General features: G+C 44.4%; 26 protein-coding genes. 17 read left to right on the plus strand and 9 right to left on the minus strand.

What is annotated here, in order from left to right; translation table 11 throughout:
- The first annotated feature begins 29 nt into the window (after positions 1 to 29).
- Positions 30 to 263 (plus strand): Nif11-like leader peptide family natural product precursor, encoded by a 234-nt coding sequence (locus LAY41_RS25600; protein ID WP_249104332.1) that lies wholly within the window; start codon positions 30 to 32, stop codon positions 261 to 263.
- Positions 264 to 325: 62 nt separating this feature from the next.
- Here the strand turns inward: LAY41_RS25600 and LAY41_RS25605 are convergent, their stop codons facing one another.
- Genes LAY41_RS25605 through LAY41_RS25615 form a run of 3 tightly spaced genes read right to left on the minus strand, consistent with a single transcriptional unit; the run spans position 326 to position 1,409 of the window.
- Positions 326 to 721 (minus strand): phosphomannose isomerase type II C-terminal cupin domain, encoded by a 396-nt coding sequence (locus LAY41_RS25605; RefSeq protein ID WP_249104334.1) that lies wholly within the window; start codon positions 719 to 721, stop codon positions 326 to 328.
- A gap of 16 nt (positions 722 to 737) precedes the next feature.
- Positions 738 to 992 carry a SemiSWEET transporter gene (locus LAY41_RS25610; protein WP_249104336.1) on the minus strand — a complete coding sequence of 85 codons (255 nt, stop codon included), beginning with the start codon at positions 990 to 992 and terminating at the stop codon, positions 738 to 740.
- An 18-nt stretch (positions 993 to 1,010) separates the two neighbouring features.
- Complete coding sequence (locus tag LAY41_RS25615) at positions 1,011 to 1,409, minus strand: VOC family protein (RefSeq protein WP_249104338.1); 399 nt, start codon at positions 1,407 to 1,409, stop codon at positions 1,011 to 1,013.
- Positions 1,410 to 1,516: 107 nt separating this feature from the next.
- Here LAY41_RS25615 and LAY41_RS25620 point away from each other — a divergent pair, with 107 nt between their 5' ends.
- From LAY41_RS25620 to LAY41_RS25650, 7 genes are all read left to right on the plus strand, one after another.
- A complete protein-coding gene (locus tag LAY41_RS25620; protein WP_249104340.1) occupies positions 1,517 to 2,389 on the plus strand; it encodes an SIMPL domain-containing protein in 873 nt (290 codons plus the stop codon).
- A gap of 294 nt (positions 2,390 to 2,683) precedes the next feature.
- A complete protein-coding gene (locus LAY41_RS25625) occupies positions 2,684 to 4,765 on the plus strand; it encodes a dynamin family protein (RefSeq protein WP_249104342.1) in 2,082 nt (693 codons plus the stop codon).
- Between the two features lie 126 nt (positions 4,766 to 4,891).
- Entirely contained in the window at positions 4,892 to 6,970 is a 2,079-nt protein-coding gene (locus LAY41_RS25630) for a dynamin family protein (protein ID WP_249104344.1), read from the plus strand.
- 290 nt (positions 6,971 to 7,260) lie between these two features.
- Complete coding sequence (locus tag LAY41_RS25635) at positions 7,261 to 7,809, plus strand: hypothetical protein (protein ID WP_249104347.1); 549 nt, start codon at positions 7,261 to 7,263, stop codon at positions 7,807 to 7,809.
- A gap of 185 nt (positions 7,810 to 7,994) precedes the next feature.
- Complete coding sequence (locus LAY41_RS25640) at positions 7,995 to 8,861, plus strand: hypothetical protein (RefSeq protein WP_249104349.1); 867 nt, start codon at positions 7,995 to 7,997, stop codon at positions 8,859 to 8,861.
- A gap of 107 nt (positions 8,862 to 8,968) precedes the next feature.
- Positions 8,969 to 10,642, plus strand: coding sequence for a dynamin family protein (locus LAY41_RS25645; protein WP_249104350.1), 1,674 nt, complete (start codon positions 8,969 to 8,971; stop codon positions 10,640 to 10,642).
- Positions 10,643 to 11,293: 651 nt separating this feature from the next.
- Positions 11,294 to 12,253, plus strand: coding sequence for a hypothetical protein (locus tag LAY41_RS25650; protein WP_249104353.1), 960 nt, complete (start codon positions 11,294 to 11,296; stop codon positions 12,251 to 12,253).
- Positions 12,254 to 12,288: 35 nt separating this feature from the next.
- Here LAY41_RS25650 and LAY41_RS25655 read toward each other — a convergent pair whose 3' ends face one another.
- The 6 genes from LAY41_RS25655 to acnB all read right to left on the minus strand — a co-directional run bounded on the left by LAY41_RS25655 (position 12,289) and on the right by acnB (position 16,986).
- The gene (locus tag LAY41_RS25655; RefSeq protein ID WP_249104355.1) at positions 12,289 to 12,540 is read right to left on the minus strand and encodes a type II toxin-antitoxin system HicB family antitoxin; all 252 of its coding nucleotides are present in this window, start codon (positions 12,538 to 12,540) and stop codon (positions 12,289 to 12,291) included.
- A 123-nt stretch (positions 12,541 to 12,663) separates the two neighbouring features.
- Positions 12,664 to 13,119 (minus strand): DUF29 domain-containing protein, encoded by a 456-nt coding sequence (locus tag LAY41_RS25660; RefSeq protein ID WP_249104358.1) that lies wholly within the window; start codon positions 13,117 to 13,119, stop codon positions 12,664 to 12,666.
- Between the two features lie 26 nt (positions 13,120 to 13,145).
- Complete coding sequence (locus LAY41_RS25665; RefSeq protein WP_249104360.1) at positions 13,146 to 13,487, minus strand: XisI protein; 342 nt, start codon at positions 13,485 to 13,487, stop codon at positions 13,146 to 13,148.
- Positions 13,475 to 13,888 (minus strand): XisH family protein, encoded by a 414-nt coding sequence (locus LAY41_RS25670; RefSeq protein WP_249104362.1) that lies wholly within the window; start codon positions 13,886 to 13,888, stop codon positions 13,475 to 13,477. Before LAY41_RS25670 ends, LAY41_RS25665 begins: the two co-directional genes overlap by 13 nt.
- 87 nt (positions 13,889 to 13,975) lie before the next feature.
- Complete coding sequence (locus LAY41_RS25675; RefSeq protein ID WP_249104363.1) at positions 13,976 to 14,311, minus strand: hypothetical protein; 336 nt, start codon at positions 14,309 to 14,311, stop codon at positions 13,976 to 13,978.
- A 65-nt stretch (positions 14,312 to 14,376) separates the two neighbouring features.
- Positions 14,377 to 16,986: a bifunctional aconitate hydratase 2/2-methylisocitrate dehydratase gene (gene acnB / locus LAY41_RS25680; protein ID WP_249104364.1), complete on the minus strand. Its 2,610-nt coding sequence runs from the start codon at positions 16,984 to 16,986 to the stop codon at positions 14,377 to 14,379.
- Positions 16,987 to 17,220: 234 nt separating this feature from the next.
- Between acnB and LAY41_RS25685 the strand changes: the two genes are divergently transcribed.
- The 9 genes from LAY41_RS25685 to proB all read left to right on the plus strand — a co-directional run bounded on the left by LAY41_RS25685 (position 17,221) and on the right by proB (position 26,163).
- Positions 17,221 to 17,733, plus strand: coding sequence for a hypothetical protein (locus LAY41_RS25685; RefSeq protein ID WP_249104366.1), 513 nt, complete (start codon positions 17,221 to 17,223; stop codon positions 17,731 to 17,733).
- Positions 17,734 to 17,869: 136 nt separating this feature from the next.
- On the plus strand, positions 17,870 to 18,112 hold the full coding sequence (locus LAY41_RS25690; RefSeq protein WP_249104369.1) for a type II toxin-antitoxin system RelN family antitoxin: 243 nt from the start codon (positions 17,870 to 17,872) through the stop codon (positions 18,110 to 18,112).
- 83 nt (positions 18,113 to 18,195) lie between these two features.
- Positions 18,196 to 18,513, plus strand: a complete 318-nt coding sequence (locus LAY41_RS25695; protein WP_249104372.1) for a hypothetical protein — start codon at positions 18,196 to 18,198, stop codon at positions 18,511 to 18,513.
- A gap of 487 nt (positions 18,514 to 19,000) precedes the next feature.
- Positions 19,001 to 21,124 carry a methyl-accepting chemotaxis protein gene (locus tag LAY41_RS25700; RefSeq protein ID WP_249104374.1) on the plus strand — a complete coding sequence of 708 codons (2,124 nt, stop codon included), beginning with the start codon at positions 19,001 to 19,003 and terminating at the stop codon, positions 21,122 to 21,124.
- A 74-nt stretch (positions 21,125 to 21,198) separates the two neighbouring features.
- A complete protein-coding gene (locus LAY41_RS25705) occupies positions 21,199 to 22,503 on the plus strand; it encodes a GNAT family N-acetyltransferase (RefSeq protein WP_249104376.1) in 1,305 nt (434 codons plus the stop codon).
- Between the two features lie 28 nt (positions 22,504 to 22,531).
- Positions 22,532 to 23,008 (plus strand): Holliday junction resolvase RuvX, encoded by a 477-nt coding sequence (gene ruvX, locus LAY41_RS25710; protein WP_249104377.1) that lies wholly within the window; start codon positions 22,532 to 22,534, stop codon positions 23,006 to 23,008.
- Positions 23,009 to 23,038: 30 nt separating this feature from the next.
- Positions 23,039 to 23,605, plus strand: coding sequence for a DUF3727 domain-containing protein (locus tag LAY41_RS25715; RefSeq protein ID WP_249104379.1), 567 nt, complete (start codon positions 23,039 to 23,041; stop codon positions 23,603 to 23,605).
- 9 nt (positions 23,606 to 23,614) lie between these two features.
- On the plus strand, positions 23,615 to 24,709 hold the full coding sequence (mltG, locus tag LAY41_RS25720) for an endolytic transglycosylase MltG (protein ID WP_249104381.1): 1,095 nt from the start codon (positions 23,615 to 23,617) through the stop codon (positions 24,707 to 24,709).
- A 341-nt stretch (positions 24,710 to 25,050) separates the two neighbouring features.
- A complete protein-coding gene (proB, locus tag LAY41_RS25725) occupies positions 25,051 to 26,163 on the plus strand; it encodes a glutamate 5-kinase (protein WP_249104393.1) in 1,113 nt (370 codons plus the stop codon).
- The last annotated feature ends 137 nt before the right edge of the window (positions 26,164 to 26,300 follow it).

The raw sequence follows: 26,300 nt of genomic DNA on the forward strand, positions 1-26,300 counted from the left end.
GGCCGTACATAATAAAGGGAGTTTACCAAATGTCCAGAGAAAGCGCCGATCTATTTTTAGAAGCTGCTACTCAAGACTCGATTTTACGAGAAAAGTTGAAAATAGCAGGCAATCCGGAGGAATTCGTAAAAATTGCTGAGGCTTTGGGCTACAGTTTTTCAACTCAGGAGTTAAAGTCTGTAGTTAAAGAAAATAGCGAACAGGTGACGCTGAGAAGAAAAACAGGCGTTTGGCCTTGGCTGCGGCAGGTCACCTGGGTTTGATCCGCTCCGCTTATTACCCCCTTTAGCTACCTAAATTCGGGGGGTCGGGGTATTTTCAAGGATCAAGTTTCGTTATTGTCGGAAAAACGGATAATGTCATCTTCCCCAAGGTATTCTCCATTTTGCACTTCAATCATTACTAGGGGAATCACCCCTGGATTTTCGACCCGGTGAGGCGTAGACAGGGGAACGTAGGTAGACTCTTTTTGCTTGAGCAGTGTTTCCTTACCATCGCAGATGACTTTGGCTGTCCCAGAGACGACAATCCAGTGTTCGCTGCGATGATAGTGCATTTGAGTACTGATGTGATGACCCGGTTTTACCTCAATGCGGTTAATCCTGTAGCGTTCCGCTTCTTCTAATAGTGTGACTGTTCCCCAGTGTCGGATGCGAGTTTTAGCAGGCTCCGAAGTCAAGGTGATGGTATTAGCTTGTTCGTCATTTTGGTTTTCAGGCATAGCAGTCTCCTCAAATTCACTTGTACTTTGTTTTTAGGACAATAATTATTAAGTTCAAGGCGAAGGTGAACAGGTTGGCGAGAATAACGGGCAAATCATTTTTGGCAATTCCATAAAGTAACCACAGAAACACGCCTAGACTGAAAGTAATTAGCATTCCAAACGAGAAATCTTTAGCTGACTGGGATTTCCAGGTCTTAATTATTTGCGGCAAAAACGCGATCGTTGTTAATGTACCCGCTACTAGCCCCAAAATAGTCAAAAAATCCATACTTATTTATATTTAGTTCTAATGCTGCGGTTGGTGGCAGATTGCTTCGATGTTATAGCCGTCTGGGTCTAGAACAAAAGCTGCATAATAATTTGGGTGGTATTGGGGCCGCAAACCGGGCTTGCCATTGTCGGTTGCGCCATCTGCCATAGCCACCCTATAAAAGGCATCCACGGCTGTTCGCGTCGTCGCCTGGAAAGCAATGTGGAAGCCTGCTGAAGGTGTAATGGCTGTGGTTAGCTGCTCTTGACGACCGATCCAAAAGATGGGCTGATCGCTTGGGCCGTAGGCTGCCACCTTTTTAGTGGCCAAGTTCATAGCCATGCAGCGCTTGAAGCCAAGTTCTGCCAGTACGGTATCGTAAAAAGCTAGACTGCGGGCAAAGTCTGACACGCCGATGGAAAGATGGTCAATCATGTTAATATTTGCTGTCCGTTTGGTACTGCGTTGCTGCGATCGAATCCCAACTCAACACTAACTCAGACTTGGATTTTGAGCATTTCCTTTGATTGTGTTATCTACCCATGTCTAAATTTTTACCAGTAGTTTACCATACTTTATTTACAGCCGCAACGATTGTGGGACTGTGGATGGGCGCAACTAAAAACAGCAGCGCCGAGAATTTGGTTACCGTAAAATCGAGTAATTTTGACACGCATCAACTTTCGTCTTCGGCTCTTGAGGCAGGCTTTAGCGTATCCCAGGCTACTGATAGCTTAACACCAAGTCTGATTAACGGACGTGCGATCGCAGTCATCGGTCAAGGTCAAGCAACCGCACCAGCAGACACAGCACGTCTTGAATTTCGCTTCGCCAGTCGCGCACCCGCCGAGCCACCACCGCCAGCAGCAACAGAAACACCCGCAGAGGAAACTGCTTCTCTACCGGGAGAGGAACTCCTCAAGCCTGTAGTTGACGCCCTGGTTGCCATTAAAGTACCAAAGGATAACATCACAATTGAAACCAGTTCTTTAGAAAATCCCAAGCTGCTGGTGAAGCTCGACAAGCCAACTCGCGAACGAGTGCAAGAAGTTGTCAAGGTGGCCAGTTCTGCCCTTCAAGGGGGTGACGCTCTGTTTATCCAGGGTATCGGCGCAGAGTATGCGGTGAATAACTGTCAGCCACTGGAGAGTACCGCTCGTCGTGCTGCTTTGAAAGATGCTCAAAATCAGGTTAGAGGTATTGCGTCGGAAATGGGTGTGGAAGTTGGAGAACTTCTGTTGGTGACAGTTTATCCGATCGTCAGTCCTGCATCTGTCTCTGCTTGCGGCTCGAAGGTTGCTGTACCAACCTCCCCCTTTGCTGCATTAAGTGAAAATACACCGCCTTATAATCCTTCCGCTCCAACTGAGGTGCAGGTGAGGAGTCAAGTCAGCGTCACTTATGCCATTAAATAGGGGCTAGGGAAGTCACTCATTCAAAAGTCAAAAGAAAGAAGAAGAGGCTAGGGGCTAGGGCGTGGGGGAGTGGGGCTAGGGGAAGAAGGGGAAGAATCCTTCTTTTGACTTTTGACTTTTGAATGAGTGACTTCCCTAGTTAGATCTAGGCAGTGATGAGGTGCTGAAGTTACAGTTGTAGAGACTTGGGTGAGAGTAGGGATACGTGCTTGGGTGGATGACGCGATCGCACTCTATATCCTAGCCGTTGCTCTGCCCGATCGCTAAGTCGATCGTTTAATCAGGTAATAAATTATGACTTACACAACCGAACCTGGAAGTTTCATCAAAGATTTGGATAAAGTTGCCAAAGCCCGTCACGATTTCGCACGCTGTCTCGGTAAAATCGCCACTACTCTCAATGAATCTGAGTCGGAAGGAGAATCTGCATCTGGTGGACTGGGTTTAGAAAGAGATATAGAAGATATCGATTTAGCCAGAAAAAATTTACAGCACGGTGTATTTCGGCTCCTAATTTTAGGAGATATGAAACGGGGCAAAAGTACCTTCCTAAATGCCTTAATCGGGGAAAATTTATTGCCCAGCGACGTGAATCCCTGTACGGCAGTGCTAACCGTTCTCCGTTACGGGCCACAAAAGAAAGTTACCGTCTACTTTAAAGAAGGTAAACTTCCCGAACAGATGGATTTTCCAACTTTTAAACAGCAGTACACAATAGAAGCTGGGGAAGCTAAGAAACTAGAAGAAGGAAAAAAAATAGCTTTTCCCAATGTGAACTATGCCGTAGTGGAGTATCCATTACCGCTGCTGGAAAAAGGGATTGAAATTGTTGACAGTCCGGGGTTAAACGATACAGAAGCGCGAAACGAACTTTCTTTAAGTTACATCAATAATTGCCATGCTATTCTCTTCGTGTTCAGAGCCGATCAACCTGTGACGATGACAGAGCGTCGTTATTTGGAAAATTACATCAAAGGGCGGGGGTTAACCGTTTTCTTTCTGATCAACGCTTGGGATGAAATACGCAAGGCGCTGATCGATCCGGATGACACACAAGAGCTGCAAGAAGCTGAAGGGAAAGTGCGTCAAGTTTTTCTAACCCATCTGGCTGAATATTGTCAAGTCGATGGTTATGATATTTATGATGAACGAGTATTTGAGATTTCTTCGATCAAGGCTTTGCGTCGGCGGGTAAAAAATGCAGATGAGGGTTTGGAAGGCACTGGATTTACAGAGTTTATGGGTGCCTTAAATACGTTTTTGACTAAGGAACGGGCAGTTGCACAATTACGGCAAGCTAAAATTCTAGCACGTCAAACTTACAACCATGTAAACGAAGCGATCGATCGCCGCATCCCTTTGCTAGAAAAGGATGTTGAGGAATTGAAACGGCGGATAAGTTCGGTGGAACCGGAATTTAAGGAACTGACGGAGATACGCGATCGCTTCAAAGATGAGATTATCAACACGCGAGACAGGAAGGCAAGAGCGATCGCAGATTCTTTTCGCACCTACATTTTGAATTTAGGCAACACTTTTGAATCAGATTTTTTACGCTATCAGCCTGACATAGGCTTTCTTGATTCTCTTAACAAGGGTAGACGGGAAGAATTTAATGCCGCATTCAAACAAGCGTTCGAGCAATACGTCAACGATAAAATTTCCGCTTGGGAACTTACAGCCGAACGAGAAATTCAAGATGCCTTCGCGCAACTATCCCAGAGTGCTTCCCAGTACGGTTCCGCCTATACAAAGGTAGCAAATGTCATCAGTGAAAAGTTGATCGGGCAAAAGGTATTCGCCTCTCAAAATATAGATGGTGAAGAAAGTTCGCCAGCTTGGGCGAGTTGGGCGATGGGATTTTTCTCATTAGCTTTGGGTAATGTTGCTGGTATAGGGCTTGCTGCGGCAGGATTCGATTGGAAAAATATCCTCGTAAACTCTCTAGCCGTAATTGGAATATGGAGCTTTTTATCCATTTTTTCCATTTCCTTCATCGCAGGGCCTGTCGGTCTTCTTATACTAGGTTTGGGTGTTGGAGCTTGGCAAGCAGATCAAGCCCGAAAAGAATTGATCAAAGCCACCAAAAAAGAGTTCGTAAAGTATGTTCCGCAAATAGCGCAGTCACAATGGGAACCAATTCATCAAGCTGTCAAAGATTGTTTTGATGCTTACGATCGCGAAGTCACCAAGCGGATAAATGATGACATTAACTCTCGACAAGCTGAATTAGATAATCTACTTCAGCAAAAGCTATCGCGCGAAATTAATCGCGATAAGGAATTAAAGCGTCTGAAAAATGTAGATGCTGAGATTTTATCCGAATATCGTAATCTTGAGTCTGTGTATGAGGATTTACTTTCATACCAATCTTAACCAGAGGCGACACTGTTCTTGTGGGATGGGCGTCTCGCCCGTCCCCACAAACTCAAGGGCAGGCGATACGCCTTGCCCCTGCCCCACAAGATTTATCTCTTCAGTCCCTAATAAGGTGAAATAAACATGAGTTACAAAGTTGAAACCGATCGCTTTCTCAAAGATTTGGAAAAAGTCGCCCAAGCGCGAGCTGAAGTATCCACATCTCTTGGCAGAATGGCCCAAACAATAGAGCAAGCCGAATCGCAAGGAAAACAAACCTCTGGCGGACTCGGTTTAGAAAGAGAAATAGAAGACATCAAAGTAGCCAGTAAAAATTTAAGCAAGGGTGTATTTCGGCTGATGGTTTTAGGGGATATGAAACGGGGCAAAAGCACGTTTCTCAACGCTTTAATCGGTGAAAACTTATTACCGAGTGACGTAAATCCCTGCACGGCATTGCTAACAGTTCTCCGATATGGGCCAGAAAAGAAAGTAACTGTTCACTTTAAGGATGGTAAAAGTCCCAAACAGCTTAATTTTAAGAGTTTTAAGCAGGACTACACAATTGACCCCGCAGAGGCAAAGAAACTCGAACAAGAGAAAAAGCAAGCCTTTCCTGATGTTGACTATGCTGTAGTCGAGTATCCGTTACCTTTGCTGGAAAAAGGTGTGGAAATTGTTGATAGTCCCGGATTGAATGATACAGAAGCGCGAAATGAATTATCGCTGGGTTATATCAATAACTGCCATGCAATTTTGTTTGTTTTGAGAGCATCGCAACCTTGCACTTTGGGAGAGCGTCGCTATCTTGAAAATTACATCAAAGGTCGAGGGTTGAGCGTCTTCTTTCTAGTCAATGCTTGGGATCAAGTGCGAGAGAGTTTGATTGACCCTGACGACACGCAAGAATTGCAAGAAGCTGAGGGGAGATTGCGGCAGGTTTTCAAAGCTAACCTAGCTGAATATTGCGTTGTTGATGGTTATGATGTTTATGATGAACGAGTGTTTGAAGTTTCCGCAATTAAAGCGTTGCGTCGGCGGATGAAAGATGCCTCCGCTTCTCTGGAAGGGACTGGTTTTACAGAGTTTATGGGCGCACTAAACACATTTTTGACCAAGGAAAGAGCTATTTCGGAAATACGGCAAGCTAGAACTCTAGCACGCCAAACTTCTAACCGCGTTTGCGAAGCGATCGAACGTCGTGTACCATTGCTGGAGCAAAATGTCAAGGAATTGAAAGAAAGGATTAATTCGGTTGAGCCAGAGTTTAATAAACTGACTAAGATTGGGGATGAATTCAAGCAGGAAATTAAAGCGATTCGCGATAGTAAGGCGAGAGGAATTGCAGATTCTTTTCGCACTTACGTCCTCAACTTGGGCAACAGCTTTGAAACCGATTTCATGCGCTATCAACCAGAACTAAGATTTACGGATTTCTTTAGCCAAGGTAAACGAGAAGCGTTTGAAGCGGGACTCAAACAGGCATTCGAGCAATACATCACCGACAAACTTTCAGCTTGGAGTATTACCGCTGAAAAAGAGATAAATGCAGCCTTCTCCCAGCTAGCCAAAAGTGCGGAAAATTATGGCGCTTCTTACAATAAAGTAACAGACAAAATTACCGAAAAGCTAACTGGACAAAAGGTACAACCTACCATAAGCACAACGCCTGAAGATAATTCTCCTACTTGGGCAAAATGGGCGATGGGACTTTTTTCCTTAGCGCGGGGTAATATTGCTGGCGTCGCAATGGCGGGAGCGGGATTTGATTGGAAAAATATCCTGCTGAATTTGATTACTGTGTTTAGCATCAGTACCATTATTGCTACTTTTACCGGGATTATTTTAGGACCGTTGTATTTAGCATTATTGGGAATGGGTGTAGGTGTTTTGCAAGCAGATCAAGCTCGTAAAGAATTGGTGAAAGCTGCCAAAAAAGAGTTGGTGAAATATTTGCCGCAGGTGGCAGATCAGCAATGGCAACCGATTCACGATGCAGTCAAAGAATGTTTCGATGTGTATGAAAAAGAAGTGAGCGATCGCATTAACGATGATATTAAATCCCGCAAAGCCGAGTTAGACAATCTGCTTCAGCAAAAAGAATCCCGTGAAATCGATCGTAAAACTGAATTAGAGCGTCTCAAGAAAATTGAATCAGATGTTTCTTCTGAATCGCAAAGTATTGAGAGTGTGTATCAGAATTTCTTGGCATCTGTTGGGTGAACCCCACCCCCCAACCCCCTCCCCGTCAACGGGGAGGGGGAGTAAGAGGGAGAAAGAGACAGAAGGAGGGGAAAGGAGTTAGAAGCAGATAAAAGCAGGTATAAGCAGATAAAAGCAGGTATAAGCAGATAAAAGCAGGTATAAGGAGGGAGAGAGGGAGAAAGAGGTAGAAGGAGCTAGAAAGAGGTAGAAGGAGGCAGAAAGAGGAGGAGAAATACGCCCCTCCCCGCAGGCGGGGAGGGGTTGGGGGTGGGGTCAAAACTATTAGCAAACAAATGGAGGTTTTACAAATGAACAATTTGCCAGGATGGATTCCTAAACCTAGCTCGTGGTTGAGTGCAGTTCTCTTAATTTTGCTCGTGAGGGGGATTGCAGTTGCGATCGGGAGAATTTTTGAAATGGGCTATTCCCTGATGGATCTTTCACCCAAGATGCAAATATTGTTATATTTTGCACTATTACTTTCGCCTATTCCCGTCGTTGCGATCGCACACCATTGGCTGAACGTATTTCTCGATCGCTATTCGCCCAATACGCGATCGCCAGAACTGGGCAAAATTGAGGGAATACTCCCCGGTTTAATGAGTTGGTGGGAGGGATTGTATGGCTGGATGACGATCGCACTCGCAATGCTCTTAAGTGGTATGATTCGGTTCATGTTCTTTTTCTCGTATGACTCACTATACGAAATGCTTGGCTGGTGGGATGAACTGAGAAATTTTTTCACAATTTATACGTTGATCCGGGTAGTTGCAGCCGCATACCTTTACGAATTTGAACATACAGTGCGGCATCATTTGATGGCGGCGGGTGCTGCAAATCAGAGCGAGCGGGAATAATATTAGTAGTAAGGACTGAAGTCCTTAGCCAATAGATTTTAAAGGACTTCAGTCCTTACTACTAACAAATTTAAATTTTTAATATAGCAACCGCCTTGGCGGTTAAGACATTCTGAATTCCTGAAACGTTGGCGGATTCTAAACACTTCTTCCCCTAGTCCCTAGCTATAACTAGATTTCCTGAAATGCCGATTAACCCCAATCTTAGCTACCGGACTCAATCAGTCGATACTTCTATTGAAGCTGAGCAAGTACAGTTTAGACTCTGGCGAAAAATGACGCCTGCACAAAAAGAAGCTCTCTTTAGGCGTGTAGCCAAACGAGGGCCAACATTAGCGTTGATGGGCATTAAAACTCAGTATCCCAATGCCTCAAAAGATGTTGTGAGACAGCAATACATCAGGAAGCGTTTAGGACAAGAAGTGGCTCATTTATTGTCTGAATTGAACTATAAAGGAGAGCTAATGATAGAAGATCCAATTTGGCTAGCACACCTACTGGCAGTTATTTTAAACTCGTTGAATATCCCTTACTATGTAGGTGGTTCCGTAGCCAGTTCGCTGCAAGGAGAAGTGAGATATACCGAAGATTTAGACTTAGTAGTAAATATTCAACCTACCCAGATTCAGCCGCTAATTGACGCAATGGCAGGACAATTTTATATCAGTGAGGTAGCTGTAGAAGATGCCATGAGTGGCAGGACTTTATCGTTTAATGTCATCCACCTGACGACAACGGAGAAAGCCGACATCTTTGTGATGCGCGATGATGAATTTTCTCGCTCTAAAATGGCGCGTCGTCAGCTTCACATTCCTGACGGCGATATTGACAAATGTTTTTATGTGTGTACACCTGAAGATACGGTGTTGCAGAAACTGGTTTGGTTTCGGATGACTGCTAGGGAGTCCCAAAAGCAATGGCGGGACATTTTAGGCGTGCTGAAGCTACAGGGGGAACGACTGGATTTTGAGTATCTCAACCAATGGGCGCAGGCGCTACAATTAACAGAGCTACTAGCACAAGCTTTGCGTGAAGCTGGTTTGTCAGGTTGAAAATTGCGATCGCCCACTTCAAGCGCAGTAGGAAAAAGGTAAGAATAACTTTTTATTTTCAATTTTATGGATTAGATAACGCACAGAATAGGAGCCGATAGAATAGTATGCAACAGCAGGAAGTTCATCATAACCTTCAAAATAGTCTCAAGTCAGCATTAGGTTTGCTGGAAATCGATCCAAAATCCCAGCTTTATCAAGATGTCACATCTGTCTGCAACCATCTTGCCAATCCCGGTTTTCGGATTGCTGTTTTTGGCCCTTTTAATTACGGCAAATCAACCCTAATCAATGCCATCCTGGGAAACCGTGCCTTACCAATTGATATTATTCCCACGACGGGTGCTGCCATTTATGTCAAATATGGCAATGAGCTACGAACTCAGATTGAAATGTTAAATGGCAGACAAATCAACGAAAGCGGTACGGAAATTCTCAAGCAGTTTGCTATCCTAGATGGCGATCGCAGAATGAGGGATGATGTCGCCTCTGTGCAGGTTTTCTGTCCTCACCCATTCCTGCAAAATGGCGTAGAACTGCTGGATTTACCGGGAACGAACGATCGCGAAGAACAGGATAACTTAGTCCGCGACAAACTCCTGACCGCAGATTTAATTGTTCAGGTGTTGGATGCTCGTCAGTTGATGACTTTAGGCGAACGGGAAAAGTTGCGGGATTGGTTGAGCGATCGCGAGATTAAAACAGTACTTTTTGTTGTTAATTTCGTTAATTTACTGGAACCAGAAGACCAAAAAGAAGTGTACAAACGTTTGCGATTTGTAGCGGAAAGTTTTCGGGCAGATTTACCACCAAATATCAGTAATCTATACCGCGTTGATGCACTCCCTGCATTGAGATCAAGATTAAAAGGAGATGTAGCGGCTGCACAAAGTAGCGGACTGGCTAGTTTTGAATCTGCACTGCAAAGTATTTTGGCAGTAAAACAGGAAAATATGGGCGATGTTCGGCTTCCGCGTGTGGTAGCTTTAGCTTCTCAAATTCAACAATCCTTACAAGCAAAAGCTCAAGCCATTTCCACCGAAGTAGAAGCCTCTAAAAACAAGCGCCAAGCTAAAATTGAAATCCAACAAAAAGCCGAAAAACTAATTAAACAAGGCTTTGCCGCTAGCGTTACCGAATTGCGAGACTGGTTGAACGCGCAAACACTTGTATATCGCTATCAATCCGAAGCCGGAGCAGCACTTGGGCACAATCAATTTAGCACCTGGGAAAGAGACTTTTTTAAACCAAAAGTTGTACAACTTCAACAGGCAGTGGTAAAATGGGTTATGCAAGCTTGTGACTTTTTTAATCATCCTCAACCTGAAGATTTATCAATTTCTTTTCCAACCCACCCACAAGTAACTTTACCAAATCAACCAGCAGCTTCAGATAGTTTAAGCGATACTGCTTCAGTAGGTGTAGCAACTGGTTTGGGTTGGGTTTTGGGAGGCCCTGTAGGAGCAGCAGTTGTTGGTGGTGCTGCCTATCTTTTGAATAAGAATGTAAAACAAGACAAGCAAGAATCTTCAGAAGAAGTTTATCAAAATCAGGTAGCACAAATTTATGCTGATGCTGCTAAAGAGTATCTGAATCGCTTCAGTAGTGAAGCTCTTTTAGCGCTGCGGCAATATGAAGAAAAAGCCGCAAAAGTCATTAATTTTCAAGTGCCTGACGAGCCAATAGAGCTTAGTAGCAAGCGTTATCAGCTAAATTCATTAAACGCTTGCTTGGAGAATCTCGATCGAGAATTGGAATCTGTCAGAGCAAGTTTGGGTTAGGCGATCGCTTACAGACAACTTGCCAACTTCCTCTTTGAGTTCTTGCAGTGGCATAGAGTTACTCCAACATCTGCTGGTATCCTAATTCTAGTATGTGCGATCGCACTTGTTGATCTCTCCCCCAACTCCTCTCCTGCGAGGAGAGGGTAGCAAGAATTCTCCCCCTTACGAGTGAGGGAAGGGGGTTGGGGGGTTAGGTTTTTCGAGGATGTAGGAAAGTGCGATCGCCCCTAAACCAACCTCTACCAAAAAGTGCTATAATCAACTATAGTCTGTAGAGTGCGCTGGAACGATGACTTTTTTGGTCTGAGGCAGTCTAACACATCGGCGATCGCACTTCTTTAGTACGTATAAAGAGTGTTTAGTTTGTAAGCTTTATAGGTATTAGCACATGAAATGGTTGAAATGGTTAATAACAAGTTTAAAAAAAGGATGGCAGAAAGCAACTGTTATCGCCCTGGTAGCTTTGATTGTGCAAATCATCCAAGCCTTCCAATCATCCCCACAAGGAAATTGCAACAATTCTAAGTTTCAACTAGACCATCATTCATCTGTCAATTGCGGGAGCATTACAACTAATACTGAACGATAATGACAAATTGAGAGAATTAAAACTATTAATTAAATATGTCCCAATTAAAACCCTTAACTATGAGACTAGAACCATTAAGAAATATTTTTTATATTCTTATTTTTCTTAGGATATTATTTCAGGGGTATCTATATTATCATGCTTTATTCAAACCCAATTCACCAGAATATAGTAGTGAGGGATATTTAACAGCCAAGAATCCTAAATCGTCTTCGCCTCCTAATCCTAAGATTAGCGATTCTCCTCCAGCATATCCACCTAAATTAACACAATTCTTACAAGATATTAAAAATAACAAGAATTGTAATTCTTCCACTATGACATTAGCAAATGAATCAGCTATAAATTGTGGCCCTATTTCTATAAATATTGGCGATTCACTCGTTAAAGTCAATATCACTATTAACGTTATAAACACACCAAATATAGATGCAAAAGATGGCCAACCGATATCATCAGTCGAAATTTTGCTGACGAACCATCAGTGGAAAAAGGGTAGCACATCTGAGGTAAGCGAAATACAAAATGAGGCTAATGTCATCCCTTTGAAAAGTTTAATAGATGAAATGAAAAAAGCAGACTGGGCGCAATTACCTTTTAAGAATGCAACAGATATTATTGCGGTTGGGACAGCTTCTTTTGAGGTTCAGGGTAATGATATTAACACGGAAAAGAAAAGGGCTAATGATAGAGCAGTAAATTTATACCGAGAAATATACACTATAATTCCTAACAAAGATAATAAAAATTTGTGGACACTAAATCTTGGCAAGTATCAAGATAATTGCTCTGTTACGACCAGTTCTAATTACCAAAGACCTGTACTAATTATTGCTATTTTGGAAAGAAAAAATAACGTAGATGATAAATATATTAAGAAAGTTTTGAAGAGACAATTAACAAGCTTTAATGGTACAAAAGTAAACTATATGTGTTATTCAGGCTCAGATTTTAGTGATTTGAGCAACCTTAAAAGGGTCAACCAACCTTCACCTTCGGAAAGTGATATTTTGCCCTAGTAACCAATCGATATTCTACGTGCCTATGTGGATGTTTATACTATGGCAAAATCTGAACTAATATCCTCACCCTCAACCGTCAAAAATTCATGTAACTCTTCTATAGAAATTGGAGCCTTATAAACAGTTCCTTCCGTTTCATAAACATTTTGAAAAGATTCTATAGCCTCTTTAAGTTTGCTAATAGATTCTTCTTGAGTATTTCCCTGCCCTACTAATCCATTCTCTAAGCACAAAGCTACCCAATAACCAGAACTTTGTCTCAATACCACCGTGTAGAATTCCATCTTTTCACCTACAGATTAAAAATGTAAGGTGGGCAAAAACTCCCTACCTTTATCCTCAAAACCAGCGATTCGATCGCATTTGCTATATTTAGCAAGCTAAGGTAGGTATTTGTTCATCTGAGTTTAGTCATTTAACAAACTAGCTTTCAAAGTTTCTTCTAAGCTAAAAGGTGACTCTTTAGGGAAAAAGTTTAATTTAATCCCTGTCTCCTCCGATGCTTTCAGACGAGCTTTTTGATAACAATCATCAAAGACTTCGGAAATTAAAGGTTGCAAACTGGGACTATCTTCTAGTAATCCTTCAATACAAATACGCTGTTCGCTGATAGTGCTACGCCAACTTTCGCTCCGTTTTTCCGGCTGATATTGCCATTTTAGCAAGTGCATTAAAAGCACGATTAAACGACTTTTCATTTCGCGTTTTTCACTTTTGCCCATATTTTCAATTTCTTCAATTAAATTAGGAGTATCTATCTCATTAAATTTACCTTCTTTTAACTGTTGAGCAGTGGCTTGTATCCACAGATAAAAATCTCGATCGTACAGACTATTTGGAGTTGCGATCGATCCTTGGCTCATAGCTAATCTCCTTCTTTCTACTTAATTTATATTAAGGCAAAATCAGTAAACTTTCTCACCTCTGGAGGTTGAAAAGCTAATACAATATCCTCTTTAGGAACGCCTAACCTTAACAACTCATTTGCCATTCCTTCCTCAGTCCAATCTTCCTCAATGTAAATCTTCTCATTTTTAATCCGAATATGAACTGAAATCCCTTTAATTCTTTCCTCTGGAGTCCACCCGACTTGAAACCAGATATATTGATCTCTTGGTTCGTCAAACGCTAAAAGCATTTCAATATCGGGAGTTGCAACTTGAGAACAAAGTCGATCGTACTCTGTCATAATTTTCTGAATCAGTGACCGATAATGGCTTAATTTATCCATTTTGTGATGACCTCCTTATCTGTATCTACAAGAATTAGTTTTAGCTGATTTTCCTCAACAACAATTTGGATCGTTTCATCAAAATTAACGTTATAAACACGCTGACTCATTGCTAAATAAAGTTGCCTCTCAGGTGCAGTTCTTTTGATAAAGTTGCGATAGAGAATATACTGACCAAGAGCTTGCTCTAAATCATAAATAAAGGATGGACTAAGAAAACTCTTGACCTCAACAACAATTTTTTCTCCCTCTCTTTCTGCTGAAAATGGACGTTCAGCCCCAAGATCGGCAACGAGTTTTAATTTTTTGTATATGATAAAATAAGGGTCGGCTGTAATCGTCCAGCCATCCTTAATTAAAGCATTTTTAACTGCATCATGGTAAGTATCTTTTGCTGGCATGAGAATCAAAGTCTTAACTAAGAAGTGTAGAGCGAGCTATAAAAGACGACTCTAATATTATAACCTATTTAACCTAATGTGGAGGTTTTAGATGGATATGGGATTTTCTTCTAATGCCTTGCGGAGAATTTCGGCAGTTTCTGTTTGTTCCTGTTCATCTCCTTCTTCTTCCCATTTCCTGAGTAGTTCGCTTAAAGCTTTTTGCCGCGCCACTTGTTTTTCTGGATCGGGATTGTTAATTTCATCAATAGCTTTTTTCCAAGCATCTGATGATGTAGGCTTCATTGTCACAGTTTCCCGAAACAGTCGAATCATCTGAAGTAAATTCGGCCAGTATTCTTCTGGTGTTTGTTGAATCTCTCGCAATAAATCTGCGATCGGTTCGCTTAGGGGATGTTTATTAATTAAATTCTGTTCAGACATAATTACCTCTTTAACAATCATTAATGGATCGATAAGGTGGGCTTTTAGCCCACCCTACCATCATTCTACTTCAACACACCCGCCGGAATACCCAAAATATCCTCAATCTTAGGCATATCTTCCAACGCAATTACCCTTCCTTCATCCTCAAAACCAGCAATCTCATCGAAATTCAAATACCGATACAAATCATCAGCCAAAGGATGAATTTTCTTCGCCACAATATCCAGATATTCCTGCACAGTAGGAATCCGTCCTAACAGCGCACAAACTGCTGCTAATTCCGCAGAACCTAGATAAACTCGCGCATCTTTACCCATGCGATTATTGAAATTGCGGGTAGAAGTTGAAAACACGGTTGTAGCATCAGCAACTCGCGCTTGATTACCCATGCACAGACTGCAACCTGGCATTTCTGTTCTCGCACCAGCAGCACCAAAAATGCTGTAGTAACCTTCCTCTTTCAATTGCTGTTCATCCATCCGAGTTGGCGGACAAATCCACAACCGAGTTTTCACTGCACCTTCGCCTTCCAACACCTTTGCAGTGGCGCGATAATGACCGATATTTGTCATGCAAGAACCAACGAATACTTCCTGCACCGGGTCGTTAGCAACTTCGGACAATAACTTAATATTATCCGGGTCATTTGGTGCAGCAACAATTGGTTCTTCGATCTCGTTAAGATCGATGTCAATTATTTCCGCATATTCTGCATCAGCGTCAGCTTCCATTAACACTGGATTTGCCAACCATTCCTCCATTTTTGCCACGCGACGCATGATAGTACGCGCATCTTCATAACCACGCGCTACCATATTTGTCAATAGGGCAATGTTGGAACGAATATACTCGGAAACGGTTTCTACACTCAACTTAATCGTACACCCAGCACAAGAACGTTCGGCGCTAGCATCTGTCAATTCAAAAGCTTGTTCGACTTTCAAATCGGGCAAACCTTCAATCTCCATAATTCGCCCGGAGAAGACATTTTTCTTATTCTTCTTCTCCACAGTTAGCAATCCTTTTTGGATTGCTACGTAAGGAATTGCATTGACGATATCTCGCAGGGTAACACCGGGTTGCAATTCACCTTTGAATCGCACTAAAACTGATTCCGGCATATCTAAAGGCATCACTCCCAAAGCAGCTGCAAATGCTACCAAACCGGAACCGGCGGGGAAGGAAATTCCTAATGGGAAACGAGTGTGAGAATCGCCACCAGTTCCTACCGTATCTGGTAACAACATTCGGTTTAACCAAGAGTGAATAATTCCATCTCCCGGACGCAATGCAACACCGCCCCGTTCTGCCATAAAATCTGGTAATTCGTGATGAGTTTTCACGTCAACTGGTTTGGGATAAGCTGCTGTGTGACAGAAACTTTGCATCACTAAATCTGCGCTGAATCCCAAACAAGCGAGTTCTTTTAACTCATCTCTAGTCATCGGGCCTGTGGTATCCTGGGAACCAACAGTTGTCATAATTGGTTCGCAAGATGTACCGGGACGAACACCGGGTAATCCGCAAGCTTTGCCGACCATTTTCTGAGCTAAAGTGTAGCCTTTACCTGTATCTGCGGGTTGTTTTGGACGGGTGAAAACGGTACTCGGTTCTAATCCCAAAGCGGCGCGAGTTTTATCAGTAAGAGTTCGTCCGATTAGTAGAGGAATGCGTCCGCCTGCTCTTACTTCATCGAGAATTGTATCTGGTTTGAGGGTAAAATTGGAAATGATTTCGCCAGCTTCGTTGACAATTTCACCTTTGTAAGGAAAGATGGTAATTACCATTCCGGTTTCCATCTTACTGACATCGCATTCGATCGGCAATGCGCCGGAATCTTCAGCGGTGTTAAAAAAGATGGGTGCGATCGCACTTCCTAAAATATATCCCCCATTTCGCTTATTGGGAATATGAGGAATATCGTTCCCAATATGCCACAACACCGAGTTAATCGCCGATTTCCGGGATGAACCAGTCCCCACAACATCCCCCACATAAGCTACAGGATGCCCTTTCAGCTTCAATTGTGCAATAGTTTCCAGCGCCCCCGGCATCCGAGATTCCAACATGACAGTAGCGTGCAACGGAATATCCGGGCGAGTGGTAGCAAGAGGTGCAGGCGACAAATCATCCGTATTCGTCTCGCCAGGAACCTTAAACACCGTCACCGTAATGCTTTCCGCCAATTTGGGACGCCCGATAAACCAAGCAGCATTTGACCAAGCATCAACCACCTGCTTAGCATAAGGATTGACTTCAGACAACTTCAGGACATCGTTGAAAGCATCAAACACCAACAATGTCTTACTTAAGGCAGTTGCAGCCGCTGCTGCGATCATGCTGTCATGAGATTTAAGCAACTCCACCAAAGATTGCACATTGTACCCACCCAGCATTGTACCCAGCAGGTAAACCGCCGCTTGGCGAGTAATCAAAGGACAAGTAATCTCCCCCTTCGCAACACCAGTGAGAAACCCAGCTTTCACGTAAGCCGCTTGATCTACCCCAGGGGGGATGCGGTTAGTTAACAAATCCAATAGGGTTTCCGCTTCACCCGCCGGAGGATTTTTCAGCAGTTCGCACAATTCCGAAGTCTGCTGTGCATTTAGGGGTAGTGGCGGGATTCCCAATTTTGCTCGTTCTTCAACCTGTTGACGGTAAGCTGACAACATCAAGTGTTCTCCTAATGGATTTCCTAGATATAATCGTTAGTCTATCGTTATTTATCGGGTGAGATTGTTATTGGATAACGGTTTTGTGGGTATTATGACGCACCCTAAATTCTTCTTTGTGTTATAATTATGCTATCAAATATCGTAAATAGGAGAATTTATTGACATCAGATGAGTTAGAAACTATCGACATTGTTGAAGCCGATATTATTGATTCAACGGTTGAGGTAGGGAGTGGATGTTTTTGGCGAGGGAGTGGTAAAGAGCCTCAATGGGATAATCCCAAATGCGTTACCTCCTGACGATCCTTTAGAAGAATTATCTGATTTTGAATTAGGGTTACGTCGTTTTTGTTATGAGTGCGATCGCCAGGTAAGTGTGGAAATTGGCGATCTCCAGTTTACTGTGTTTTTTGATCCCGATATTTGTATGTTATTAGAAGATCGCTTTCCCGAACAAATTGGGGAATTAGAACAGGGTAAAAGCATCCGTATAGATTTTGCCGAAAGTTATCATCTTACGGTAATTTTAACGCCTATAGGTGAGCGAGTTAATTGTCAATTAAGGAAGTTTGGTTATGATCGTAATTATGATGATTATGAGTTGGATAAAGAGCAAGTTTTAGGAGAGTTAAGAAGGTTTTTGTTGGAAGTGATGCAATTCGCGATCGATCGTGGTTATGTGGCTTTAGAGGATAAGGAAAAGTTTATTGCTCCAGCTTTTTATGAGCGGGTAATTTTTGTCTGATTGTAATTTGAAATAAGCGATCGCACTCACTTACACAAAGAGAAATTACAGGTTACAATATGTAACTGATATTGCCTCGCTACAAAAGCAGTTTTATGTTATAATTGTGTTAGTCCATGTTTGAGGAGAGTCAATTATGCAAGCCTTTGAAGTAATGGGAACAATTGATGAAAAAGGCCAATTGATTTTAGATAGCCATCTCAATATTCCTGCACCTAGTCGCGTCAAAGTAATTGTTTTAGTAAATAATGACAATGAGTACGATCTTGATGATACTCCTGTGGGAGAAATTAAAGCGAGTTTAAAACGTGCTTTACAAGAAGTAAAAGCAGGGCAAACGCGACCTATTTCTGAATTATGGAATAGAATCGATGACTAATAATTTCAATCAAATTTCAGTTAGATTCGCTGGGGAAGTAATATTGTCGTTAAGTACGCTGCGCGATCGCACTGCAATTATCTATGAACACTACTGAAGAGATTCGCCAACAGGTCAAACAATACGTCGATCGATTATCCCCCGAACGATTGCGCGTTGCATCTGATTTTTTAGCTTATTTGGCAGAAGTTAAATATGTTGGTCGGGTGAAAGAAAAACGTAGGACACACCGCCGCCATAGCAGCTTTTATATTGGTATCCACGGCTATGCCGGGGTAGAATCTCTGACGTTGTTGGCCGAACAAACTGCTCAATTGATGTCTTTAAGCCCTCATAAACGACCTTATTATCAACGAGGTCGCCGCGCCGACAAGCTTATCCTGTCTACCTTTGAGCTATAGTTGTCGCCCCTTCAGGTGCGATCGCGCAATTTTATCTAAACATATCACTTTTCAGGACTTACGCAATATTTGATTTCAAGCGCAATGGCTGTAGGGGTAATTCATGAATTACCCCTACAGCCATTGCGCTTGGGTAAAATTGGCAGATTGTTCTATAATAGAAAAACTCAAATCTTAAAGAAGTGGGATAGGCGTCTCGCCCGTGCCACAAGAAAAAGCTCTCTTGTGAGGAGTAGGGGTCAGGGGGCAGGCGCAAAGGAGCAAGGCGGGACGTCCGCCCGCCCAGTGCATTGGTGTAAGATCTGAGATAACCGCCGATCATCATTCCTGGGGAGGTGACAATGACTACTTTAGTAAAAACACAGAAAATATATGATGAATTTATTGATTTTATTGCCCAAGGCAAAGCTTATATAGTAAGCATAACCGAATTAAATAATTTTTACTTATCCTAAGTAAGAAAGCTCCGTATTCAAACGTACTACCAATGATTTCGTCACCAGAATCTAGCACCCCTACATCCCTCAAATTCCGCCTCCGCACCGCCTTGGTGGTACCCTTTGTACTACAAATCGTCACTGCTGTTGGCTTGGTGGGCTATCTCTCATTCCACAACGGGCAAAAAGCCGTCAACGATTTAGTGGTGCGGTTGCAACAGGAAACTAGCTCTCGCATCAATCAGCACCTTGACACCTTATTAGCCACTCCTGCTCAAATCAACCAAATCAATGTGGATGACTATAAAACAGGAAATCTGAACTTGCTAGACTATGAGCGCACCTGGCGTCAGTTTTACAGCCAAATGAAAACGTTCAAGAATTTGAATTACATAGGCTTTGGTCGTCCCCAAGGTAGTGAGTATGTCGGCGTCGGTCGCGAAGCAGATGGCAGATTGTACACAGCAATGATGCAATCTTCTTACAAGGGTCGATCCAAGCGATATGATCTCGATAGTCAGGGAAATCCTACCCGTGTTACCGAGGAGGAAGCCTTTGAATACGTAGACGATAGTGGATTTACCGAGCCAGTTAAAGCGGGTAAACCAGTCTGGGCTAAGATCGACTACTGGGCCGATAAACCAGATGTTGTGACAATTAGCTGTAGCCATCCAGTATATGACAAAAGCGGCAACCTGGTGGGTGTGATCGGAACTGAGTTGTTTCTCCCACGCTTAAACACCTTCCTGCAAAATTTGAAGGTGAGTCCTTCGGGTAAAATTTTCATCTTGGAGCGGGATGGGTTGGTTGTGGCTACCTCCACCAGCGAAAAATCTTACCAGATAAAAGCAGGTAAACCCGAACGCCTGAATGTAGTTGAACTTCAAGATCCTTTAATTCGAGCAACTGGTCAACATTTAATAGACCGTTTTGGTAACTTCCGCCAAATTAGAGACACTCAGCAGATTAAATTCAACCTCAATAACAAACCCCAATTCGTTCAAGTTCTTCCGTGGCAGGATGAATTGGGTCTCAATTGGCTAATTGTGGTAGTCATTCCTGAATCGGATTTCATGGGAGAAATCAACAACAATACTCGCATCACAATGCTGCTGTGTTTGCTGGCGTTGGTAGTGGCGATTGCTGTAGGCATTCTTACGGCTTCCTGGATTACTCGTCCCATAAACCTGATTGCCAAAGCGTCACATGAGATGGCAGAGGGGAATTTCAACCAGCGCGTTGCATCTAGCCAGATTATTGAACTCTCAAAACTGGCAAACTCCTTCAACAATATGTCAGGGCAACTGAAAGACTCCTTCGATAAACTCAATTCCGTCATCGCACAAGCCAATCAAGTCAGCCTTCAAGTCACCGCCTCCACCAGCAAAATCGCTGATGCTGGCAAACAGCTACAAACCACAGCCCTCGAACAAGCCAGTTTCACTAATCAAGTGAATGATACAGCCGATGCGATCGCCAACACTTCCGGGCAATTAGTCAAAACAATGGACAATGTAGCCCAACAAGCTACCGCCACCGCCACCGCCACCAGTAGCAGTCAACAGACTCTCACCCAAATGGCGGCAATGATGAGTCAACTGGCAACGGCGACCAACAGAATTTCTGCTTGGTTAAAAATGATCAATGAAAAAGCCAATAACATCGGTAACGTTGTTAGCCAGATCGCCAAAGTAGCAGATCAAACTAATTTAATCTCGCTTAACGCCGCCATTGAAGCGGAAAAAGCTGGAGAGTATGGGGCGGGTTTTGTCATAGTTGCTAGAGAAGTGCGACGATTGGCAGATAACGCCGGTAATGCTTCTCAAGAAATTGAGCAAATGGTGGTAGAAATGCAATCTTCAGTTGCTCAGGGCGTCATGGAAATGGATAGTTTCAGCCACCAAGTAAAACATCACGTAGAAGTGGTTAGTGACATTAGCGAGCAAATTGCCCAGGTAATTGAGCAAGTGCAGAGTTTGACACCGCAATTTGAACAAGTCAGCCACAGCGTCCAAGCACAATTTGAAGGAGCGCAACAAATCAGTCAAGCCATATCTCAATTAAGTAAAGCTTCCCAGCAAACTGTGGCATCCTTGCAAGATACTAACCAGGCGCTGGAGCAATTGAATGATACCGCACAAGTTCTCCAAAGCGTCGTCAAAACCAGTTTTTAATTGTATATAAATAATACCGTCCTTACAGGCCGGATGCTAAACTGAAACTGGAAACCTGCCAGTCCTATTTTAAAATGACTGTATTCCCCTCCCAAGAGCCAAAAACGATCGTCCGCCCGGTGCAATACCGGGATCTGGAAGCGCTTGACGAGATGTTTGTGGAGGCGTGTGAGGCTGAAGACCACAGCTGCTCCGCTGACACAAAGAAGCAGCTTAAGCAGGTTCGTAACTGGTACTGGTTGATGAAGTTTTTGAGCTTCTTCCCTAACCCGTTCCGCTACAAGTTTTGCGCCTATGTGGCCCAGCAAGACCGGGAAGTTAGGGGGATGATTCAGATATCCCCGTTTAATCGCACGCGCAGCACCTGGCGAGTCGAAAAGGTGGTGGTTGACTCAGAAGCAGGTAGCCAAGGAATAGGCTCTCAACTTTTGCGCTATTGCTTCGAGACAATCTGGGAAGCACGCACTTGGTTGCTAGAAGTCAATATCCACAACAAAACGACGCTGGCTTTGTATCGGCAAAATGGGTTTCAGCCTTTGGCCCAAATGACTTATTGGGCGATCGCACCGGAGATAATCAAAGAACTGCAAGAGCGAGAACCAGATTTACCCAACCTGCTCCCAGTAAGTAATGCCGACGCCCAACTGCTATATCAACTAGATACAGCAGCTATGCCCCCCTTAGTGCGCCAAGTATTCGATCGCCACATCCAAGACTTCAAAACCAGCTTCTTCGCTGCTTTAATAGAAGGGATAAAACAGTGGTTCAACCAGACCGAAGTAGTAAGCGGTTATGTGTTTGAAACCCAGCGCAAAGCAGCGATCGGCTATTTTCAAATGCAACTGAGTCGCAACGGTTTAGTGCCCCACAAAGCCCAGTTGACGGTTCATCCAGCCTACACCTGGCTTTATCCCGAATTGCTGTCCCAAATGGCCCGCATTGCCCAAGATTTCCCGCCACAATCCTTACAATTAGCCTCTGCGGACTACCAACCAGAACGAGAAGAGTATTTGGAGCAACTGGGTGCTGAGCGGGTGGAACATACCCTGCTAATGTCTCGTTCGGTTTGGCATAAATTGCGGGAATCTAAGCTGGTATCCTTAGAAGGTCTGCCATTGTCTGAAGTACTTCAAGGTTTGCAGCGTTCTCGTCAACCAGTACCGGGACGGATGTCTTGGTTGCGATCGCGACAGCTAGCAACACCGGAGTCGGCGAGAACCGATTTAGCACCCAATGTCTCAGGACAACCAGGGTCAAAATCAGAATCGTCCCCGGAAACAGCTTCCGGCGTCGCTTTCAAAGTATCGCGCCACGGTTCCTCTGGCAGCTCATCCCAGCAAGATGGTGCCGAGACTCAGCAGGAAAAACCTTCTTGCTAGCATCTGGATCTAAGTAGTCAACATAAAAATGCCAGAAAGTCCAGAGTGTCCTTCTCCCCCTCCTCCACTTCCCCGCTCCCCCGCTCTTATTTCAGCACTGGGGTTGGATGTCGGTCGCAAGCGCGTTGGGGTAGCCGGATGCGATCGCACTGGTCTGATTGCCACAGGTCTAACCACCATCGAGCGCAAATCATTCGATCGGGACATGGAGCAGCTGAGTCAACTTGTCGCCGATCGACAAGTTGAACTCCTCGTCGTTGGTCTACCCTACTCCATGAACGGAACTTTAGGCCCTCAAGCCCGACAAGTCCAGAAATTTGCCCAGCGGGTTAGCAAAGCCTTGCAGCTGCCCGTGGAGTATGTTGATGAACGACTGACTTCCTTTGAAGCCGAGGGACTGCTAAAAGACGCCAACAAATCGCCATCCCGGCATAAAAGTTCGGTTGATCGGATTGCTGCGGCCATAATTTTGCAACAATGGTTGGACGAGCGTCGCATACGGTAATAGCACTCCCCTTGGTTGGAGCCTTGCAATATGTCTAAAAAGAAAGAAAATGAAGATTCTCAGAGTAAACCCGTCATCCTCAAAGATGAAGCGGGACTCGAACTAGCTTGTTACATCGAGCGATCGCTGGAAGTCGAAGATGAAGAATATGTTCTCTTGCTACCAGTTGACTCACCAGTCGAGATTTTTGCATGGAATGAAGACTCTGATGACGAGCAGGCGGCAACAGGCGTTGAAGATGACGAGACCGTTGACAAAATCTTTCCGGTTGCCCAAGCTGTTCTAGCAGAGCAAGACCTCATACTCAAGCGCACCGCATTCTCCTTAACGGTTGCCGGTGAACTGCCAGAAGTAGACGAGGATGAAATACTCACTCTGGAATTCGAGGATGAGATCGCTCAGCAAGAGCCTGAAGAGTTACAGTTCCTGGCTAGTTTTTACCACGAGGAACAGGAATACGCTATTTACACGCCCCTCGCTCCACTACTTTTCTTTGGACGTCTTAACCAAGAGGGTCAACCGGAGTTACTTTCCCCAGAAGAATTTCAAAGGGTACAGCCTTTGCTTGAAGAACAATTGTTCGATGAACTCGAATAAGTTAAAGCTATGCAACGCCTCTCCAAGTGGTTGTTTTATCTTGGCCTATTCCCGGTAACCCTGGGACTGTGTGCTTGGCAAGGCTGGTCTTGGTGGAGTTGGGCTTCTGCCCCGCCTCTAGCATCAGCAGCCACCACAGCATCGCCCGATGCTGAAAAAACGGTACAAATCCGAATTCCGCCAGGAACTTCGGCTTCCCAAATTGGTCGGGATTTGGAGTCAGCTGGTTTAATTCGTTCTGCTGAAGCTTGGAATCTGTGGGCGCGTTGGTTGACGCTGCAAGACAAAGCGGGGTTCAAGGCAGGCACCTTCCAGTTATCGCCCACTCAGTCCCTGCCAGAAATAGCAGCGGAAATTACCAAAGGCAATGAAGTGCAGCGTAGCTTCACCATTCCCGAAGGGTGGTCGCTCAAGCAAATGGCAGCCTACTTTGAAGCTCAAGGCTTTTTCAAAGCTCAAGATTTTCTGGCAGCCACAAGCCAAATTCCCCGCGACCAATTTCCCTGGCTACCCAGCGGCATACCTCACCTGGAAGGGTTTTTGTACCCAGACACCTACCTGATAGCCGCTGGTGCTGTTACTCCTGAGAGCGTCATTAAACCGATGCTGAAACGGTTTGAGGAACTAGCTCTCCCCGTATATCAAACCGATCCGCAAAAAAGCCAGATCGGCCTGGTTCAATGGGTCACTTTAGCCAGTATTGTGGAAAAAGAAGCGGTGGTTCCAGTGGAACGTCCCCGAATTGCAGGCGTATTTGTCCGGCGCTTGCGGCTGGGAATGAAACTTGAATCTGACCCAACGGTTGAATACGGATTGAATATTCAGCAGACGCCAGATCAACCTCTAACTTTGAACCAAGTCAGGATGCCGTCTCCCTATAACACCTATCTGAATCGAGGTCTGCCGCCCACCCCCATTGCCAGTCCCGGCTTGGCTAGCTTAAAAGCAACTCTCGATCCTGAAAACACTGAATATATCTTTTTTGTGGCTCGCTACGATGGCACTCACGTCTTCAGCCGCACGCTGGCAGAACACGAAGCAGCAGTTGTAGCAATTCGCAAACAACGATCGGCCCGACGCCAAGCTACTTCTAAGCCCATCTAATACCAAATCCGCTTCGATTACCCCCGTTATTCTTGGAGGGAGCGGGGGAGTGGGGGAATGGGGGAAAAGGAACAATATTGAGGCAGAAAAAGGGGGTAGCTAACCCGGATTTGGTATAAGCTGTAACGCATTTATTTGCACTGTTGTCGCAGGGGAGCCGGAGGTCCGGAAAAAATTTCAGATTGTAAATTTTTAATTTGCAATCTGAAATCTTAAATCTGAAATTCCTAAGCAGCCTTCCGCTTGAGAAGGTTTGGCGCTTTAAAATTTTGGATTGTCATTTTTATTGGTCATTAGAACAAGGACAAATGACGAAGGACAATCTAAAATCTAAAATTGCTATGTCTAAAACTATTGTCGTCAAAATTGGCACTTCCAGCCTGACCGATCCATCTACGGGTAACCTTGCCCTTTCCACGATCGCATCTCTAATTGAAACCCTCAGCTATCTCCGCACCTTGGGACACCGCGTAGTTCTGGTGTCATCGGGAGCGGTGGGCGTTGGCTGCGCTCGCCTGGGACTGCGGGAACGACCTCGCAGCATGGCCTTAAAGCAGGCTGTGGCAGCTGTGGGACAGGGACGCCTGATGCGGATTTACGACGATTTGTTTACGTCCCTGCAACAGCCGATCGCGCAGGTATTGCTGACCCGCAGCGATTTGATGCAGCGCAGTCGCTATCTCAACGCTTACAATACTTTTCAAGAACTGCTGCGGCTGGAGGTTATACCAGTGGTGAACGAAAATGACACGGTGGCAGTCGAAGAGTTGAAGTTTGGCGATAACGATACCCTCTCTGCCAGAGTCGCCAGCTTGTTGGAGGCAGATTGGCTGTTTTTATTAACAGATGTCGATCGCCTTTACTCTGCCGATCCCCGCAGCAATCCCGATGCACAACCGATTAATCTTGTCAAGCAAATTGACCAACTGGCAGAATTACAGGTACAAACAGGCTCTAGCGGCTCTCTTTGGGGTACTGGCGGCATGGTTACCAAAATCGCCGCAGCTCGGATTGCCACCGCTGCTGGCGTGCGAACCGTGATTACCGAAGGCAAGTCTCCCCGCAACATCGAAAAAATCTTGCAAGGAGAAGCAATAGGCACCCACTTTGAAGCTCAACCCCAGCCTAGCAATGCCCGCAAACGTTGGATTGCCCACGGTTTGATTCCCGTTGGCAAGCTTTACCTGGACATGGGGGCTGTAGCTGCGATCGCTCAGGCAGGGAAATCCCTCCTAGCGGCTGGGATTGCTGAAGTCAAAGGCGACTTCCATGCCTCAGATGCCGTAGAGTTATGCGACGCCACAGGTCGCGAAATCGCCAGGGGAATCGTGAACTATAGCAGCACTGAGCTAAAGAAGATTATAGGCCGTCAATCAGCCGAAATACCCGCGATTTTAGGTTATGTCGGTGCCGAAACAGTCGTCCATCGAGATAACCTTGTCTTAAGTTTGTAGGGCGTTCGCTCGATCGTGCCAAGTTCATTAGCATTCCGGCAGAAAATCTAGGTTTTAGGGAATAATACCAAATCCGCAACGATTACCCCCTTTATGTCTATAGGCTGTAGAGACGTTTCATGAAACGTCTCTACAAT

The organism is Argonema galeatum A003/A1 (assembly GCF_023333595.1).
Classification (GTDB): domain Bacteria; phylum Cyanobacteriota; class Cyanobacteriia; order Cyanobacteriales; family Aerosakkonemataceae; genus Argonema; species Argonema galeatum.